An 18,661-nucleotide genomic window follows, 5' to 3' on the forward strand; every position below is an offset into this window, starting at 1 on the left:
TTAAAAGGATAAATTTATATGATAAACAAATGAGGAGGAAAAAATGGACATTATTACGATCACCAAAGATAATCTGGAACAGGAGCATATTTGTTGTGCCCTCTCAGGTAACAAGGATTGTCAGGTTGCTTCAAAGAAGGCGTGGATGCGGGAACGATTTGATGATGGACTCGTATTTAAAAAAGGCAATGTACGGGGAAAATGTTTTATTGAATATATACCCGCAGAAAATGCCTGGGTTCCTATTAAAGCAGAGGGTTATATGTTCATAAACTGTTTCTGGGTATCTGGCCAGCTTAAGGGCCAGGGAAATGCCAATCTGCTGCTTCAGGCGTGTATAGAGGACAGCAGGCAAAAGGGGAAAAAAGGATTGGTTATTCTATCTTCCACAAAAAAACGACCATTTCTTTCAGATCCAGAATTTTTGCGTTATAAAGGATTTAAAGAAGCAGATACTGCAGCTCCTTATTTTGAATTGTTATATTTACCTTTTGATGAAGAAGCTTTAATGCCTGGTTTTAAGGAGCATGTAAAAATACCAGAGACAGAGGATGCAGGATTTGTACTGTATTATACCCATCAATGCCCCTTTACAGCTAAGTATGTTCCTTTGATAGAAAATATTGCAAAGGGAAGAAGTGTTGAATTCAAATCAATCTTTATTGAAACAAGAGAACAGGCACAGAATGCGCCCACTCCATTTACTACATACAGCTTATTTTACAGGGGCAGATTTTTAACAAATGAAATATTATCAGAAAAAAAGTTTGAAAAAATTATAGATGAAATGAAATAAGTTAAAACAAGGGACAAGCTAATTTATAAGTGATGAAAGGAGACTAAATGTTATGTTAGAAGTAGGGAAAAAGGCACCAGATTTTAATTTACGTGATAAGGGCGGAAAAGAAGTTTCATTAAAGGACTTTAAAGGGAAAAAGGTGGTTCTGTATTTTTATTCTAAAGATAATACTGCAGGATGCACAAAACAGGCTTGTGGATTTGCAGAACTATATCCCCATTTTCAGGAAAAGGGAGCAGAGGTTATTGGAATAAGTAAGGATTCCCAGGAATCTCACCTGAAGTTTGCGGAAAAATATCAGCTTCCGTTTATATTACTTTCAGATCCGGAATTACAGGCAATAAAAGCTTATGATGTATGGCATGAAAAGAATAACTATGGAAAAACATCCATGGGCGTAGTGAGAACTACCTATATAATTAGTGAAGAAGGCGTGATAGAAAAAGCTTTTACAAAGGTTAAAGCAGCAGAAAACCCCGAAAAGATGCTGAGTCAACTGGTGTCTTCTTAGTTTGATATTGAAAGATTAATATATGAAAAAAGGAATAGATATAATCGGCACAACTAACTATACAATTGGTACATCTAAAATAAAATGTCTCTAAGAAATTACATTTTTTGCAGTAAAACGAGGTTTTGTGACAGAAAAATTCAAAATTTTTCTATAAAATACAAAAAATATGGGAAAAAATAGAACTTAGGTATATAATGATTGATATTTGCTTTATTTTGGATGAGAGGTGCTACAGATTACCAATATGAACTATATATATAGTATATATAATTTTTTTCATAGAATTTTTCTGAAAAAAACCACGGAAGAGTTTAATAAAAAGAAGTTTATGCATAATAACTTATGTATATTAGCTCTATCTTCTTACTTAACTTTCGAGCAATCGTATTATGGATTTTATACAGCAAAATATGGGGAAATGCTATATAAGATTTATTTTGGTACGGCGCTTATAATGTTATTATATGCTTTATTAAGTGGATATTTTCAAATTAAAAAAGTAAAAAAAATAACAGTACTTCATAAAATATATGAAATCAGTTTTGGGGGCTTTGGTTTTGCTGTTGCCATATCAAGGGCTTTACTTCTTCAAAACAGTGTTTTTGCCATACCTACAATTTATATTGCTGTTATTTATGGATTTGCAGTATTCTTTTATTTTTCTCCTGTCATAAGCTTATGTATGTATAGTATAACTTGTATTTCAATCACAGTTTTATTCCCTGTATTTCATCATGACCTGGTTCAACTGACCTTTGCACAGGATATATTATCCAATAATATTATTGCCTGGATTGCCTGTGTGATTAATTATCAGCGATATGCAAAGGAATATGAATCCCAGCGTATGATTTGTGATAAAAATGAACGGCTTCAGGCTAAAACCAGTAAAATTGAAAAGACAAACCAGGTATTACAATATATTTCAAATGTGGATGCATTGACAAATATTTATAATCGCAGAAAGTTAAATGAAATTCTGGAAACCGAATATGACAGATGTAAAATGCTCAGTAAAAATATTGCTTTAATATTGATGGACGTTGACTTGTTTAAATCTATTAATGACACTTATGGTCACAATGACGGAGACAGGGTCCTTGCCCAGTTAGGGCAAATCCTTAAAAACAACGTAGGAAAAAGTGATAAAGTGGGAAGATGGGGTGGCGAAGAATTCTTGATTATCTGCCCTGAAACAGATATTGAAGATGCATTTAATCTGGCAGAAAGAATAAGAAAAATCATTCAGAATTCCGAATTCAGACTGGGACGAAACATAACCTGCAGTTTTGGTGTAACTGAGAAAAAAGAACCAGACACCATTAATGATTTAATGCTTCGAGCAGATAAAGGACTTTATAAAGCCAAAGAAGGAGGAAGAAACAGAGTAGAGCAGGAGAAATAAATTACTTGACGTAGTTCACAAATTAGTTAGAATATAATTGCGAAGATAAAAACACAGTTCCGGTTGGTAGTCCGGACGCAGCATGCATATGCTGTCAGTAACCTGCCTCCTTTGGTTGTCCGTTCTTTGTGAATTTAAATTTAAAGGAGGATTTAGAATGGACAACAGCATTGTTTCTAAATTTACTGTATTTTTTGAAGAACCCTTCTGGGTAGGAATTTTCGAACGTCATGCAGGGGCAAAATATGAAGTTTGTAAAGTAATATTCGGACCGGAGCCAAAAGATTATACAGTCTATGATTTTATGGTTAAAAATCAGAAGCATTTAAAGTTCAGTCCAGGAGTTGAAGCAGACAGAACGGACAAAAACTGTACCAATCCAAAACGTATGCAGCGTGAAATTAAAAAACAGGTTGCAAATGCAGGAATCGGGACAAAAGCACAGCAGGCTTTGAAACTTCAACATGATCAAACAAAGACAGAAAGAAAAATCCGTAGTAAGGAAATGAAAGAAGCGGAAAAGGAAAGAATGTTTCAAATGAAGCAACAAAAAAGAAAAGAGAAACACAGGGGGCATTAAAAGAACAGGGGAGAGATTAATGATGAAAAAAATTGCAATCTTTATGATGGTTATAGTGATGGCGGGGGTTTTGATTTCAGGATGCGGTAAGGACAAAGCAGTAAGTCAGCGGGCACCTGAAAAGCATGATTATTATAAGATTTCCAATGATTCAGAAGGAAATCTGGCCGCTTTATTTTTCCTTGGATCTGATAAAGAGGAGATTGAAAAGAAAGCAAAAGAACTGATGGATCAATATGATGTGTCTGAAGAAGAAGCAAAAAAAACAGGGTATGAAATGGTTAACGTAGATAATGGCAGCGAATGGTATTTAGTGGTACCCAAATATGAAGGCTCCACCATCCAGATTGATTCAGTGAAATTAACCGAACAGGGAAATTTAGAAACGGACAAAGAGCTGTTAACTACAGATAAACCAGTGGTATTACAATGCAATATAAGTGACATTGCTCCATCTTCACAGGTAACTGTGACATTGAAGGATAAGAAGGTTGTATTTAATCCGGCCATCAGCTTAAAAGACGGGAAAATAGTTAAATTCAAAGGTGTTTATACAGAATAAATGCAGAAGGGGTTGCTTAGCAGCCCTTTTTTTATAATGTTATTAATTTGTAATTTGATTTTAAAGTGGCAAGGGTTGCATATTATGGTATAATTATTTGGAAAGACAAAGTTATTATGACATAATATGGGGGAAAATTGAATGATGAATGAGAAAGGAATTTATTTTAGTCGATTGGCAGGGGAAAAACTAACCATTGCAGCTTTTCTTCTACTGATAGTTTTATCAGTACTTATTTGGGGAATGTCTGCAAAAGCCGTATATGCGGATTCTAATACCAATATTGGAGTAAGCATTGATGGCACAGCTGTGGTACTTGACCAAAATCTGGGTACACCATTTATTGATGCCAATAGCAGAACACTGGTACCATTCAGAGGTGTGATGGAAAAGTTCGGTGGAACAGTTGACTGGGATAATGATAACAGAATTGCCAGTGTAATAAAAAATGGAACAACTGTTAAAGTACCAATTGACCAAAAATATATTCTGGTAAACGGACAAAAAAAGGACAATGATACAGCTGCTGTAATAAAGGATGGACGTACATATTTACCTATCAGAGCTGTACTGGAGGCTTTTGGAGCAGGTGTAGCATGGGACAATACAAACCGTATTGTTGTAATTAATACGGATGGAACTGTTGCACAATTTAACGATTCAGGCAATCAAAAAAATCAGGATACCAAACATGATGGTGAATTAAACGCAATGTGGATTTCATATCTTGAATATATGAGTATGCCAAAGGATGAAGCTGGCTTTAAGGCAGCTGTAGATAAAATGTTTGATCGTTGTAAGAATCTTGGGATGAATGCAGTCATTGTTCATGTCCGCTCTCACTGCGATGCTATGTATCCTTCAAAGTATTATCCGTGGGCTCTCTTTGCCAGTGGAAAACAGGGGGTTGATCCTGGGTATGATCCGTTAAAGTATATGATTGATGCAGCACACAGCAGAGGTCTTGAATTTCATGCATGGGTAAATCCTTACAGAGTGACAGGTTATGGTACTTACTGGAATCAGGTAGCTGCAAACAATCCAGTGAAAGTATGGCAGTCTGACAGTGATACTACAAATGATCGATGGGCTCTTTTACAAAAGGGTGAATATTACTTAAATCCTGCAATTCCTGAAGTTAGAGATATGGTTATTAATGGAGTAAAAGAAATCGTTGAAAACTATGATGTAGATGGGATACACTTTGATGATTATTTTTACCCGTCAGTCAATGACAGTGATCCATCATTATGCTTTGACAAGCCTGAATATGATAAATCCGGAAGCAGTTTAAGTATTGCAGACTGGCGTAGGAACAACGTGAATATGCTGGTAAAGGGTGTTTATTCAGCCATAAAATCTGCTAAACCAAACGTTGAATTTGGCATAAGTCCTGCAGGAAATTTATCTAATTTACGAAAAAACAATGCTTACTTTGTTGATATAGACAGATGGTTATCAGAAGATGGTTATGTGGACTATATCATGCCGCAGCTTTACTGGGGATTTGAAACAAAGGATTCTTCTGGAAACATAGCTCCGTATGCTTATGTAAACAATCTGAATTCTTGGATAAGTCTGGCCTCAAAAGGCAATGTAAAGCTATATGTGGGTCTTGATATGGCAAATGCCGGCACGAATGTTCCAGACAAAAATGCAACCTCGGAGTGGCTCAGATATAATGACATCATAGCAAGACAGGTTACAACTGGAAGGGCAACAGGAAAAGTTAAAGGTTATGCATATTTCAGATATGAATTCTTTAATAAGGATGTTACACAAAATGAAGTCAATAATCTGGTAAAAGTAATTAAATAATAATTCTTAATGTATGCAGATACTTAATGCCGCCGGTAGGCGGCATTTTTTTATCAGTATTTTTATTTTTTCTGTAGCTTTTTGTATGTCTCAGGGGTATTTCAAGTAAAAGGAGGATTTAATTTATGAAAACACAATCATTCAATTCAGATGATTGCATAGAACTTGTTGTAAAAAGGTATACAGATATGGTTTATCGTCTGGCTTTTGCCCAGACCAGAAATAAAAGTGATGCAGATGACATTTTTCAGGAAGTATTCATGAGATACATAAGAAAGAAGCCGGAATTCCAAACGGAAGAGCACCGGAAGGCGTGGCTTATCCGGGTAACAATAAACTGCAGCAAAAAGTTATGGGCATCTGCATGGAAAAGAAAAACTGAAGGACTGGATGAGTCTGCAATTTTCCAGGAACAGGATGAAAAATATCTGTACTTGGAACTGAAAAAACTGCCTGTCAGATACAGAGCGGTTATACATTTATTTTACTATGAAGATCTGAGCATTGAAGAAATCAGTAAGATTTTAAAACGAAAGCCATCAACTGTCAGAACCCAGCTTACCCGGGGAAGATATAAGCTGAAGGAGATATTAAAGGAGGAGTATGATGTTTAGAGAAAGATATAGCAGAATGAATGAAAGAATTTCACCGGAACCAGAACTGATAAAGAACATTATAAATTCAGACAACAAACAGGCAGAACAGATACATAAAAGAAAAAAGCTACAGAGGCCGGTTATTGTAATGGGGGCATTTATTATCTGTCTTTTTACAGCCATGCCTGCATTAGCAGCAAATGTGACTTCAATTTATGAACTGATGTATCTGGTTTCACCCAGTGTGGCCCAGTCTTTTCTCCCGGTTCAGAAATCCTGTGTTAGTAATGGGATAGAAATGGAAGTTATTTCTACATATATCCATGGAAAAACCGCAGAAATATACATTACCATGAAGGATCTGGAAGGAAATCGCATTGATGAAACCATTGATTTAAATGACAGTTACAATCTGCGCATACCTTTTGACAGTATAGCCCACTGTGAAAGAATAGGGTATGATAAAAAAACAAAAACAGCCACATTTCTTATAAGCATAACCAATTGTGAAAATAAAGAAATTGATGGACATAAGCTGACTTTTTCAGTCAATGAATTCCTCAGCCATAAAAAGGAATATAAAGACCTTTTAGTCAGGGATAATTTATCGGATGTGGAAGAAGCCATACAAACACAGAAGGCAGAATTAAGGGGATGGAGTGGCAAAAGCAGTGAAGCATATATAGCTGACAGCGAAAATGTGATAGTGCTCACTCCATCTAAACCCATGAAGTTCCCAGTCCAGGGTATACAATTGACCGGTATGGGCTATTTAGGCGGAAGGTTCCATGTACAGACTTCAGTGGTGAATAATTTATCCAAAGACAATCACGGCTATTTTGTTTTAAAAGATGAAAAGGGGAATGTGGTAGATTCTGATTATAGTGTAGCCTTCTCAAATGATTCAGATAAAAGAGAACGGGTTGATTATGATGAATATGTCTTCAACATTCCCAGAACTGAAATCCACAATTATGCTTTGTATGGGGATTTTGTAACAAGCGGAATGTTTACAGAGGGAAAATGGAAAGTAACATTTAATTTGGAAAAGTCAGAAGATCATAACTGAACAATCCTTAAAAACCCACACCAAAAGGTGTGGGTTTTATGGTAAAATTATAAGTAATTACAAAGAAGATATAACATTTTTTTATAGATTAATGGAACGGAGGCATTTATGAAGTTAATTCATCTTTCAGACCTTCATATTGGAAAAAGAGTCAATGAATTTTCTATGCTGGAGGATCAGGAATACATACTTAATGAAATCATTCATGTGATTCAGGATGAAAAACCTGAGGGTGTCATTCTGGCGGGAGATATTTATGATAAATCCGTACCTTCAGCTGAAGCTGTACAGCTATTTGATGATTTTCTGACTCAGTTATCTGAAAGAAAGCTTTCCGTATTTGTAATAAGCGGAAATCATGATTCAGCAGAGCGTATGGCTTTTGGGGGCAGGTTAATGAAAACCAGCGGAGTGTATATGGCACCTGTTTTCAATGGAAGGGTCAACCCCATAGAACTAAATGATTCTACAGGGGATATAAATATTTATATGCTGCCTTTTATAAAGCCAGTTTATGTGAAGAGATATTATCCAGAGGTTCAGATTGAAACCCATAATGATGCAGTGAAAACGGTCATAGGCAGCATGAAAATTGACACCAATAAAAGGAATATACTAATCTGTCACCAGTTTGTGACAGGAGCTGTATGCTGTGAATCAGAAGAATTATCCATAGGCGGGCTTGATAATGTAGATGCTGGGTTATTTGACGACTTTGATTATGTTGCATTAGGACACATTCATGGACCACAGAAAATCATCCGGGAAACGGTCAGGTATGCAGGAACTCCTCTTAAATATTCATTTTCTGAAATCCGCCATAAAAAATCCCTTACGGTTATAGAAATGGGGGTCAAGAGCGATATCACTGTCAGGACAGTGGAATTAATTCCCAAAAGAGATATGCGTGAAATTAAAGGAAGCTATTTGGAGATTACAGCCAGGGACTATTATAAAAATATGAATACGGATAATTATATGCATATCACTCTTACGGATGAAGAAGATATTCCGGACGCTGTCAGCAGACTGCGGGTCATTTATCCTAATATAATGAAGCTGGATTATGATAATAAGCGTACACGCAGTAGCACAGTAATTTCTGGGAACCATCAGATAGACAGGAAATCACCACTGGAGCTTTTTCAGGAATTTTATGAGAAACAGAACAATCAGGAAATGTCAGAAGAACAGCGCCAGTACACTTCACAATTGATTGAGAACATTTGGGAGGAGGAAGCATGAAACCGACCAATTTAATTATATCAGCATTTGGACCCTATGCAGACAAAGTGGAAATAGATTTGTCCAAGTTAGGGGAAAGGGGCTTATATTTAATAACAGGAGATACAGGAGCAGGAAAAACTACCATTTTTGATGCCATTACCTTTGCACTGTATGGAGAAGCCAGCGGCAATAATCGGGAGGCCAGCATGTTTCGCAGTAAATATGCCCATGAAAATATACCCACTTTTGTAGAGATGACTTTTATATATTGCCATAAAAAATATAGAATAAGAAGAAACCCTGAATACTTACGTCCCGCAAAACGTGGGGAAGGCTTTACTGCAGAAAAAGCTGAGGCAGAACTGGTATACCCGGATGGCAGGATTCTGACTAATGCCAAGAGAGTTACGGAGGCGGTTGAAGGGTTGATTGGACTGGACCGGGATCAGTTTAAACAGATTGCCATGATAGCTCAGGGAGACTTTATGCGGCTGCTTCTGGCTTCTACAAAAGAACGAAGTGAAATATTCAGAGACATTTTCAATACCAAGTTATATCAGAGATTGCAGGACAAATTGAAGAATGAGTCTGGAACTTTAAAAAATGAATATGAAAGTCTGAAGCAAAGTATATCACAGTATATAGAAGGTGTAGTCTGTGACAGCAACGACCCCTTAAATATGGAACTGGACAAAATGAAAACTCAGGGAAATATTGACACCATTAATGACACGGTAGAACTAATCGAAAAAATTATAAATCAGGATGAAAAACTACAGCAGCAGTATAAAAAGATGCTAGATGAAACAGAAAAAAAGATAGAGGTAATGAATGGAATCCTGGCTAAAGCAGAAAAAGAAACCATAGCATATAAAACTTTAGAGGAAGAAGAATTACGAAAGGGTCAAAAGTTACAAGAATTGACACTATACAAAAATAATCTGGATACAGAAGCTTTAAAACAGGCAGAAATTGAACAAATTGTTGGAATTATTCAGACATCAAAAGACAAATTGAAGGAATATGATGAGCTACAGCGTCTTAATGAAGAGATTGAGAAAAAGAATAAACTACTATATTCACATAAAACCAATGTGGTAAACTGTAAGGGGGACCTTGAAAAATCAACAATTATCTTAGATAATTTAAAAAAGGAATCAATAAATTTAAAGGATGCAGGAATAAACATAGAAAAACTTCATCATCAGAAAAAGGATATTCTGGAAAAGCAAAATATGGTGACGATATTACTCAATGCCCTTACTGATTTAGAGCTGTTGAATAAAAAGCTAAGTGAAACTCAGTTAAAATATAAAAATGCATTCCAACGTGCAGAAGACGCCAGAAATCTTTTTAACACCATGGAGAAGGCTTTTCTGGATGAACAGGCTGGCATTCTGGCATCAAGGCTGGAAGAGGGGGAAAGGTGTCCTGTATGTGGATCCTGTGAACATCCCCTAAAAGCACAAATGTCTGAAGCTGCCCCAACTGAAGAAGAATTGCAAAGGGCAAAAACAAATAGTGAAAAACTACAGACAGAGGTGATTGGTTACAGTACTGAAGCAGGAAAATTAAAAGGAAAGGTAGAAGTATCTAGGGCAGAAATAATAAAACAGGGAGCCCTTTTACTGGGAGAAAACCAGTCTGAAGAAATAAAAGACAAAACAATCATTAAAAAGGAGCAGTTAAAGAGCCAACTTACGGAAACGCTTAACCAGATTGCCAATGAAGAAAACCGTCTGAAGAGAAAAGAAAGACTGGAAGAAGAAATACCTCAGACAGAATTGAAAATTAAAGAATATGAAAAAGCTGTTTCAGAAAATCATCAACAGGTTATTTCACTTGAAATGGAGATGAAGGGACTGGAAGAAGCAAAAGATAAGATTCTTAGAACTTTAGAATTTAATTCAAAATCTGAGGCAGAAAAGAATATTAAAGAACAGGAATTAAAAAAGACCATGATACAGAACGCCTTCGAACGTGCCAAGAAGGTATATGAAGAATGTAATCTGGCTGTTGCTGAATGCAGTGCCAAGATAGAAACGTTGAGGGAACAGCTTAAAGATACAGAAAAAGTTAATTTAGATGAAGAAAATGGAAAAAAAGCTGCACTGCAACAGGAAAAAAACGAATGGAACAGATCTGTTACTCAGGTTGTGTCCAGGCTGGATAGAAATTATGTGGCATTACAACGGATTAATGCCCAAAGGGATCATTTGTCTAATGTAGAAAACCGCTGGATATGGATGAAAGCGCTTTCTAATACGGCTAACGGAAATATTTCAGGAAAAGAAAAGGTTATGCTGGAAACATACATTCAGATGAACTATTTTGACAGGATTGTGGCCAAAGCAAATACAAGAATGATGGTAATGACCGGAGGCCAGTATGAATTAAAAAGAAGAGCAGAGGCTGAAAACAGGCAGAGCCAGAGTGGACTGGAACTGGATGTAATAGATCATTACAACGGTACGGAGCGAAGTGTTAAAACTCTTTCCGGAGGGGAATCTTTTAAAGCTTCTTTATCTCTGGCTTTGGGACTTTCTGATGAAATTCAGTCTTCTGCAGGAGGAATTCAGCTGGATACCATGTTTGTAGATGAAGGCTTCGGATCGCTGGATGAAGAATCTCTGAATCAGGCCATTAAGGCTTTAGCCGGATTAACAGAGGGAAACAGACTGGTAGGTATCATTTCTCATGTGGCAGAATTAAAAGAAAAAATCGATAAACAAATTGTTGTCATTAAAGAGAAAACAGGAGGCAGCAAAGTAGAGATTTGCTGCTGAATAAAATTCACATAAATTTCATATTTTGCACACAAATGGATTGGAGCTTTATGGTAATATTAACGGAAAATAAAATAGCTAGCAGGATGGAGTGTGGTTATCTTGGCAAAAAATAATTTTTTAGTATTGTTATCTTCTACGGTTCTGATATCTGGACTTCTTTTTTCTGCCCAGACGGATATCAGTTTTGCCAAAACAAGTAGCAATGCGGTCAGCCCACAGTGTATATATTATGCCACTGGAATAAAAGAGTCAAAGGCTTTAACCAGCGATAAGCTAGTTTCAAGTCAGTGGGCTCTTTATAATGATGGTAGTTTTAAAATGGAAGAAGAGCAGAATCAGTATCCGGTATATGAAAAACCTTTTGATCGGCCAATGAAACCGGGGAAATGGCAGAAACCAACAGAACCCGGTGGGGCAGGAATTCTATGCCCAATATAACAAACAGAAACCAGCAGAAAAACCTGCATCAAAGGCAAAGCCAGAAGGAACGGGATAACAGAGGTTTCTTTCTGCCGTACAGCTTTACCCCAAAGGGAGCGGTTAAGACAGGAAGCATTTCCGCGGTGTCTGGAATCGATATCAATATATCTCCTGCCTGGAACTTATACAAAAGCCAGAGAAATGTGGTTATTGCCATGATTGATACGGGTATTGACTATAACCATGAAGATTTATCCAACGTTTTGTGGACAAATCAGGATGAGATCCCGGGAAATGGCATGGACGATGATGGAAATGGCTATATAGATGACATTTATGGATGGAATTTCTATAACAACGACAACAATATATATGTGGGGCAGGAGGACGATCACGGAACTCACGGGGCAGGTACCATTGCAGCCACCAGGAACAATTCAGTAGGCATTGCGGGAATTGCAGATGAAGATTCTGTGTCTATTATGAGTCTGAAGGCTCTGGGAGGAGAAGATGGCAGCGGGACCACAGAATCCATAATAAAGGCAATTGAATATGCAGAAGCAAATGGTGCATCAATTTGCAATCTGAGCCTTGGTACCACTTCATATGATAAGGAACTTTATGACGCAATGGCTCATTCCAAAATGTTGTTTGTTGTAGCTGCAGGAAATGGAGATTCAAATGGGGGGACAGATATTGATGAAACGCCTACCTATCCAGCGGCATTTGATCTTGATAATATTATTTCTGTCGCAAATATTTCATGTGACGGAAAGCTGTCCGACAGTTCCAATTATGGAGAAAAATCTGTTGATATTGCAGCACCGGGAAGTTATATATTAAGTCTCACTGCAGATAACGGGTATGCTTATATGTCCGGGACGTCAATGGCAGCACCGATGGTTACTGGCGTAGCAGCATTAGTATACAGTTCCAATGCAAATTTAAGTCTTGCAGGTGTTAAGAATGTAATACTGGCTACTGCAACACACCTGGACAGTCTCTCTCAAAAAGTAAGTTGTGGAGGAATGCTAAACGCTGGTGCAGCTGTTCAGAATAGTATAGAACAGACTAAAAAATAACAGAAAAAAAGAGATGATTTAAAAGTCTGAAAGAAGACTGTTTAAATCATCTCTTTTTTAGCTTATCATTTTAACAATGCTGATTTCAGGGGTTACTGCCAAATCCAGAAATTCCCCATCATCAATTTTTACAAGAGGTCTTGATTTAATATTTCTGTTTATCATAATTACTGTGGCTTCTTTTCCATTACTTAAAAGAACCTTTGTATGTAAATATGAATTTAATATCTTATTTATAAATTTCAATACGTATTTTGTTTCAAATTTATGTAATCCTTCTTTTTCAAAATAGTTTACAACAGTAAAAGGACATATTGGCTCCCGATAGGACCTTTCAGAGGTCATAGCTTCATAAGCATCAGCAATGGCTATAATCTTAGAATATTTGTCTAATTCATTGCTGCCAAAATGCATAGGGTATCCCGTTCCGTCACATCTTTCATGATGGAGCAGGGCAACTTTTTTAACACGGTAGTCGATATCGTCAAACTGATTTAAAAGTTCAAACCCCTTTGTTGTATGGGATTGCATGATTTTGTATTCCTCAGGGGTAAGTTTTCCGGGTTTGTCTAAGATTTCTTTGGGGATAAGAAGCTTCCCAATATCATGGAAAAGACCACAAGTCACAAGAAGTTTTATATCATCGTCTGGTAAGTTCAGCCAATGACCCAAGTGACTGGCAATCATACCTACATTTACAGAGTGGGTATATATGGTGTCTGAGTATTCGTGCATACTGTAAACCATATCGATTAGATTAAGATTGGTTTTATTGCTTTCATATAACAAGGTACTTAAATTTTTGACCATATCAATGTGAATATTGTCCGGATCATCCTGTAAAATCTTGTCAAGTGAAGAAGTTAAGCTTTCTTTTGCCTCTGCGCTTTCACTTTGAAAAGATTTAAAACCAGGCGTATTCCTTATATCAAAAATATTTACATCCAACTGATCTTCCAGACCGTCGGGATTCATTTCAACACAACTTATTTTAAATTTCTTCAGCTTTGCCAGTAATTCGGGCGTAACCAATGTATTGTTTGGTGTTATAAGCTGTCCACTTTCTGTGTATAAATCCTGACCTACAGACATACCGACTTTGATGGTTTCTAATGACATTTTCATATCTGATCACACCTCTGCATTATAAATTTAGAAATCATAGAATTTTCTATTTTTTCTGTATACAGTTTATTATAACATAAAAAATTTTTTTACAATTTATTTCAAATAAGGGACATTTTAATAAGAGTAGGTTTTTGGGAGATACACTAAAAAGATAAAATAAAAAGCAGAAAGTTAAGAAAGTAAGAAAAGTAATATTTAGAAATAATTAATAAACTTTTTTTATTTATTATATGTATATATTACCACAAAACGGCCTGAATTTCAAGTCTTGCAATGATATTGTCCAGGGCGTATTGTTAAAATCGGGGGTGATAGAATGAAACAAAATTTTCCACTGGAATTGATTCAGGTACAGAAAATCCAAGCAATGGAGGAGCTAAGAGAATGTAATGAGTTAACCATAGGATATGGATTGCAACTATCAGAGAATCAAATAAAAGAGCTGGTAGAAAAACGCTTTGAAGCTCTTCTGGAAAACGGCCGCATTGAATTTGGTCAGGGTATACTGAAAAAACTGGTCACTGAGTTCTGCGACTCACCATATATTTTCCAGGAAACCTATGAGGATACTCTGTTAGAGCTGCAGGACTGTTTTTACTATTTTAAAAATGAATCGATGGATTTAATTTCAGATGATGAACTTATCTCATTTATGAAACATCACTTTGATGGAAAATGTCAGGGGTCACTGGAATATTTAAGTGGAACATCACTGGAGGAACTGTGCAGAAATACTAGATATGGCTATGAAACCGATGATACAGATATATATGGGCATTCATTTTAGAAAGGACCAGGTATGAAGGAAAAAAATACAAATTATTTAGTATCGCTATTTTACCAGAATCCACAGGAAGAAAGCTTTACTGAAGCAGAAATGAAAACTGTCAGATATAACCTTATATCCCTGCTTGGAGAAAGAACCGACAGATATACCATGAATGAAAGCAGTTCTGTTCCCATAGAAAAGGCGGAGGAACTTTTAAAATCAATCTGTTTTACCATAGGATTAGTAGTTAAAAAACAGGGCAATTCTTCCCTTAAAACAGAGAATATGTCCACACTGCTTAAATCGGGGTGGAATATTATCGAAACCAAGCTTGAAGAAGGAAAAGAACTTCTTAAACAGGTGACAGAGAGCGGAGTAATAACAGAAAACATTTCATATAGGGATACAGTACAGGGAATTGAAAAATTCTTTACAAGATATGATTACCGTTTTTTTGCACATGAGATTCCATGTGACATTGATTATCAGCTTTGTATTCCCTTATCTGACCATGTGATGGGGGTAGAATATATTAATGAATATCTGTTCCGATTATTGATGGAAAATCGCTTCTGCAAACATTTTAAAAAAGAAATAATGGTCCAGCTTCTCCAGTGTTACTGCCCGGATTATAGAGAATTGCTTATCAATGTATTTGAACCTGTTGCTATGAATGCTATGGGGTGCGCCCTGGCAAACAAAGATGTAAGGGATTTGGATATCTCAGATTATGACAGAAAAAACATATTGAGGGTATTAGAAAATTGGCCAGAGGAGGAAGTTGATGAACAACTTAGCAAAGTAGTAGATGTCATTTGTAGTCAGCTTGATATAAAGGATGACCGTCTGCATAATTATTTATACCAGGCCTTGCTTGTTCAGTATCCAAGGGTTCAGAATCAGGTGCACTTAAAGAAGCTGGAAGGGATTTTTTTATCTCTGGCTGGAGAAAATCAAGAAGGTAAAATAACCAGTGAGTATGAAGATGGTGAAATGATGGATGATGAGCAACTGCGAGCATTAATTGATGCCATAAACAACTCTGGGCCTGCTTCAGATAAAATAAAACTAGTAAAACAGCATATTCACAGCCTGAGGGATATGACGGAAATTTTAAATATCTGCTTTTGGGAGGAGGAGATTATGGAACTGCTTCAATCATTCAGTGATACGGAACTGGTATTACTTCAGGAGTATGTTAAGAACAAACCTGCCCTTTGGAAATCTGAAACTGGTTGGGAAATTCAGCTAGAAAACCTGATAAATAATATAAGGTAGTAAACCTGTGGATAACTTTCTATTGACAAGCTTTAGACAAGATAGATATATTGAAAATAGTGAGGTTTAAGGATTGAGGTTGTCCACAGCCTGTATGGGATAAAATTGTATACAATATCTGAAATAGGTGTGGAAAAGTGCTTTGGTGGCTAAAATTACTTTGATATAAGGGTGTGGAAAATAAACTTTATAAGATGATTAAGTTAACATAATATCTAAAAAATAAAACTTCTTTAAAAATTTTTTCTAATAAAGTTGCAGTAATATCTGCTAACATAAAACAAAAGGCCGCTTGGGGCGACCTTTGTTTTTCTTAAAGTTTTCTGTATTCATGCAATATTTGTGGCAGCTTTTTATTTTAATGTGCTGTTTACATTGAGGGCTTCTATTAGTTCAATATCCTTATATCGTTCCACAAAATAATTTAGAGTAAACTGATTTGCAAAAAGTATCAGAGGACGTTCAAAGTGGTCAAACACCAGCATACATCTTGAATCCAGGCAGCTTTTTACATAATCGATATCCGCTGTATTTAACCAGCGGACTACACTGAAGTCCAGATTTTCCATAAGGATATCCGAGTTATATTCATTTTTCAGACGATACTCAAATACTTCAAACTGCAGTGCACCTACCGCTCCGATAATAATTTCATTATATTGATTATGATAAACCTGGATAGCACCTTCCTGTGCAAGCTGTTCTACTCCTTTTTGAAAATGTTTGGCTTTAAGAGAATTAGTTGGTGTAACCCTTGCAAACAATTCCGGTGGGAAGGTTGGCAGCGGCTCAAAATACACGGATTCCTTTTTTGTTGTTAAGGTATCTCCAATCTGGTAGGTACCTGTGTCATATATTCCTATAACATCGCCGGCATAAGCTTTGTCGATGGTTTCTCTTTCATTTGCCATAAGCTGGGTGGACTGACTCAGTTTAATAGGCTTTCCTGTTCGGGAAAGTGTAACCGTCATACCACGCTCAAAAGTACCAGAACATATACGAAGAAATGCAATACGGTCTCTGTGGGCAGGATTCATATTAGCCTGAATTTTAAATATAAAGCCACTGAACTCTTCTTCTGCTGGATCAATTACTCCTTCCGTTGTTTTTCGTGGTCCTGGAGCAGGTGACATAGCTAAGAAATGATTTAAAAATGGAGTCACACCAAAGTCTGCCAGTGCAGATCCAAAAAACACCGGAGATAATTTTCCATTACTTATTTCCTTTAAATCAAAATCATTTCCAGCCCCTTCAATTAATTCAATTTCTGAACGCAGATTGTTGAGGTTATTTATAGTCAGATATTCTTCCAGTTCAGGACCGAATACTCCAGATTCACCAAGTTCAATGGTTTTCCCAATTTTATAAAGATAAACCACATTTTCTAATCTGTCGTAAATGCCCTGGAAGTTCAGTCCACATCCAATAGGCCAGGTCACAGCTACAGAAGGCATGCCCAGAACTTCTTCCAGTTCTTCCATTGATTCCAGTGGATCCATGGCTTCACGGTCCATCTTATTTATAAATGTAAAAATGGGAATACCACGCATACTGCAAACTTTAAAAAGTTTCTTTGTCTGGGTCTCTATACCTTTGGCGCCGTCAATAACCATTACAGCACTGTCTACGGAAGTAAGAATACGGTAAGTATCTTCACCAAAATCGTTATGGCCGGGTGTATCCATAATAGAGATTACTTTTCCGTTATATTCAAACTGCATGACTGATGAAGTAACAGAAATTCCACGCTGCTTTTCAATTTCCATCCAGTCAGAAGTAGAAAATTTAGCATTATGACGGCCCTTTACAGCACCTGCTTCTCGTATTGCACCACCGTGCAGTAAAAGTTTTTCTGTTAATGTAGTTTTACCAGCATCTGGATGTGAGATAATGCCAAAGATGCGGCGTTTTTGAATTTCTTCAGTTAATTGCTTATTTGCCATGAAATAGCATCCTTTCTATGTGTTTATATATCTTTAAAACAAAATGTAAGCGTAAAAAATTGTGCTATATCTATTATTAAGCACAAAAACATTAATTATCATAACACATTTACAGTAAAATTAACAGATTTTTATTGCATACTTTTTTACAAAGCGGTAGTATCTTTATAAGGTGAAAAGGAAATGAGAAACAAGAATGAAAATCTGAACAAAAAAATACATTTTGAATCTTATTTAGAACAGATATGTTCCCACAGGAACTATGAACAATTAAAAAAGTATATTCAGCATGGAAACACTTCTGTTTATGATCATAGTGTAAAAGTAGCATACTACAGTTTAAGAACAGCAGAATCACTGGGAATTAATGGGCATAAAGAGGAATTAGTGCGGGGAGCACTGCTGCATGACTATTTTTTCTATGACTGGCATATCAAAGACAAATCCCACAGAATGCATGGCTTTAAGCATCCATATTCAGCATTAAAAAATGCACAGTGTGATTTTGAACTGACTGACAGAGAGAAAAACATCATCCTAAGACACATGTTTCCACTGGTTCCCATACCACCCACCTGCGTAGAGGGGTGGATTGTATGTTTTGTGGACAAATACTGTTCCTTGCTGGAAACGCTATTTATTAACGACCGGTAATTTGAGGTGTTGCATGTGAAATGGAGGT

The 18,661-nt window shown here is 36.4% G+C and carries 17 protein-coding genes; 15 read left to right on the forward strand and 2 right to left on the reverse strand.

Annotated elements, in window-relative coordinates:
• The first annotated feature begins 43 nt into the window (after window positions 1-43).
• The 12 genes from Ami3637_RS15345 (at window position 44) to Ami3637_RS15400 (ending at window position 12,861) form a co-directional block, all read left to right on the forward strand.
• Complete coding sequence (locus Ami3637_RS15345; RefSeq protein WP_162363324.1) at window positions 44-796, forward strand: N-acetyltransferase; 753 nt, start codon at window positions 44-46, stop codon at window positions 794-796.
• Window positions 797-848: 52 nt separating this feature from the next.
• On the forward strand, window positions 849-1,310 hold the full coding sequence (gene bcp, locus Ami3637_RS15350; protein ID WP_162363325.1) for a thioredoxin-dependent thiol peroxidase: 462 nt from the start codon (window positions 849-851) through the stop codon (window positions 1,308-1,310).
• A gap of 457 nt (window positions 1,311-1,767) precedes the next feature.
• Window positions 1,768-2,718, forward strand: coding sequence for a GGDEF domain-containing protein (locus Ami3637_RS15355; RefSeq protein WP_162363326.1), 951 nt, complete (start codon window positions 1,768-1,770; stop codon window positions 2,716-2,718).
• A gap of 157 nt (window positions 2,719-2,875) precedes the next feature.
• Window positions 2,876-3,298 carry a YjdF family protein gene (locus tag Ami3637_RS15360; protein WP_162363327.1) on the forward strand — a complete coding sequence of 141 codons (423 nt, stop codon included), beginning with the start codon at window positions 2,876-2,878 and terminating at the stop codon, window positions 3,296-3,298.
• A 19-nt stretch (window positions 3,299-3,317) separates the two neighbouring features.
• Window positions 3,318-3,860 (forward strand): hypothetical protein, encoded by a 543-nt coding sequence (locus Ami3637_RS15365; RefSeq protein WP_162363328.1) that lies wholly within the window; start codon window positions 3,318-3,320, stop codon window positions 3,858-3,860.
• Between the two features lie 141 nt (window positions 3,861-4,001).
• Window positions 4,002-5,678 (forward strand): family 10 glycosylhydrolase, encoded by a 1,677-nt coding sequence (locus Ami3637_RS15370; RefSeq protein WP_162363329.1) that lies wholly within the window; start codon window positions 4,002-4,004, stop codon window positions 5,676-5,678.
• A gap of 125 nt (window positions 5,679-5,803) precedes the next feature.
• Window positions 5,804-6,292, forward strand: coding sequence for an RNA polymerase sigma factor (locus tag Ami3637_RS15375; protein WP_162363330.1), 489 nt, complete (start codon window positions 5,804-5,806; stop codon window positions 6,290-6,292).
• Window positions 6,293-6,308: 16 nt separating this feature from the next.
• The gene (locus Ami3637_RS15380) at window positions 6,309-7,343 is read left to right on the forward strand and encodes a DUF4179 domain-containing protein (RefSeq protein ID WP_243158042.1); all 1,035 of its coding nucleotides are present in this window, start codon (window positions 6,309-6,311) and stop codon (window positions 7,341-7,343) included.
• Between the two features lie 108 nt (window positions 7,344-7,451).
• On the forward strand, window positions 7,452-8,588 hold the full coding sequence (locus tag Ami3637_RS15385) for an exonuclease SbcCD subunit D (protein WP_162363332.1): 1,137 nt from the start codon (window positions 7,452-7,454) through the stop codon (window positions 8,586-8,588).
• Window positions 8,585-11,356 carry an AAA family ATPase gene (locus tag Ami3637_RS15390; protein WP_162363333.1) on the forward strand — a complete coding sequence of 924 codons (2,772 nt, stop codon included), beginning with the start codon at window positions 8,585-8,587 and terminating at the stop codon, window positions 11,354-11,356. The genes Ami3637_RS15385 and Ami3637_RS15390 overlap by 4 nt, the downstream gene beginning before the upstream one ends.
• A 102-nt stretch (window positions 11,357-11,458) precedes the next feature.
• Window positions 11,459-11,797, forward strand: a complete 339-nt coding sequence (locus Ami3637_RS15395; RefSeq protein WP_162363334.1) for a hypothetical protein — start codon at window positions 11,459-11,461, stop codon at window positions 11,795-11,797.
• A complete protein-coding gene (locus Ami3637_RS15400; RefSeq protein ID WP_162363335.1) occupies window positions 11,746-12,861 on the forward strand; it encodes a S8 family peptidase in 1,116 nt (371 codons plus the stop codon). The genes Ami3637_RS15395 and Ami3637_RS15400 overlap by 52 nt, the downstream gene beginning before the upstream one ends.
• Window positions 12,862-12,918: 57 nt before the next feature.
• Here the strand turns inward: Ami3637_RS15400 and Ami3637_RS15405 are convergent, their stop codons facing one another.
• On the reverse strand, window positions 12,919-13,986 hold the full coding sequence (locus Ami3637_RS15405; RefSeq protein WP_162363336.1) for an HD-GYP domain-containing protein: 1,068 nt from the start codon (window positions 13,984-13,986) through the stop codon (window positions 12,919-12,921).
• Between the two features lie 319 nt (window positions 13,987-14,305).
• Between Ami3637_RS15405 and Ami3637_RS15410 the strand changes: the two genes are divergently transcribed.
• Both Ami3637_RS15410 and Ami3637_RS15415 read left to right on the forward strand, forming a co-directional pair.
• Entirely contained in the window at window positions 14,306-14,776 is a 471-nt protein-coding gene (locus Ami3637_RS15410) for a DUF6323 family protein (protein WP_162363337.1), read from the forward strand.
• Window positions 14,777-14,788: 12 nt separating this feature from the next.
• Window positions 14,789-16,036, forward strand: a complete 1,248-nt coding sequence (locus Ami3637_RS15415; protein WP_162363338.1) for a DUF6179 domain-containing protein — start codon at window positions 14,789-14,791, stop codon at window positions 16,034-16,036.
• A gap of 353 nt (window positions 16,037-16,389) precedes the next feature.
• Here the strand turns inward: Ami3637_RS15415 and Ami3637_RS15420 are convergent, their stop codons facing one another.
• On the reverse strand, window positions 16,390-17,979 hold the full coding sequence (locus tag Ami3637_RS15420) for a peptide chain release factor 3 (protein WP_162363339.1): 1,590 nt from the start codon (window positions 17,977-17,979) through the stop codon (window positions 16,390-16,392).
• Between the two features lie 183 nt (window positions 17,980-18,162).
• On the opposite strand from Ami3637_RS15420, the gene Ami3637_RS15425 reads away from it, so the two are divergent.
• The gene (locus Ami3637_RS15425; protein ID WP_162363340.1) at window positions 18,163-18,633 is read left to right on the forward strand and encodes an HD domain-containing protein; all 471 of its coding nucleotides are present in this window, start codon (window positions 18,163-18,165) and stop codon (window positions 18,631-18,633) included.
• Window positions 18,634-18,661: the final 28 nt, after the last annotated feature.

Origin of the sequence: Aminipila terrae (assembly GCF_010120715.1) — a bacterium.
GTDB classification, from domain to species: Bacteria; Bacillota; Clostridia; order Peptostreptococcales; family Anaerovoracaceae; genus Aminipila; species Aminipila terrae.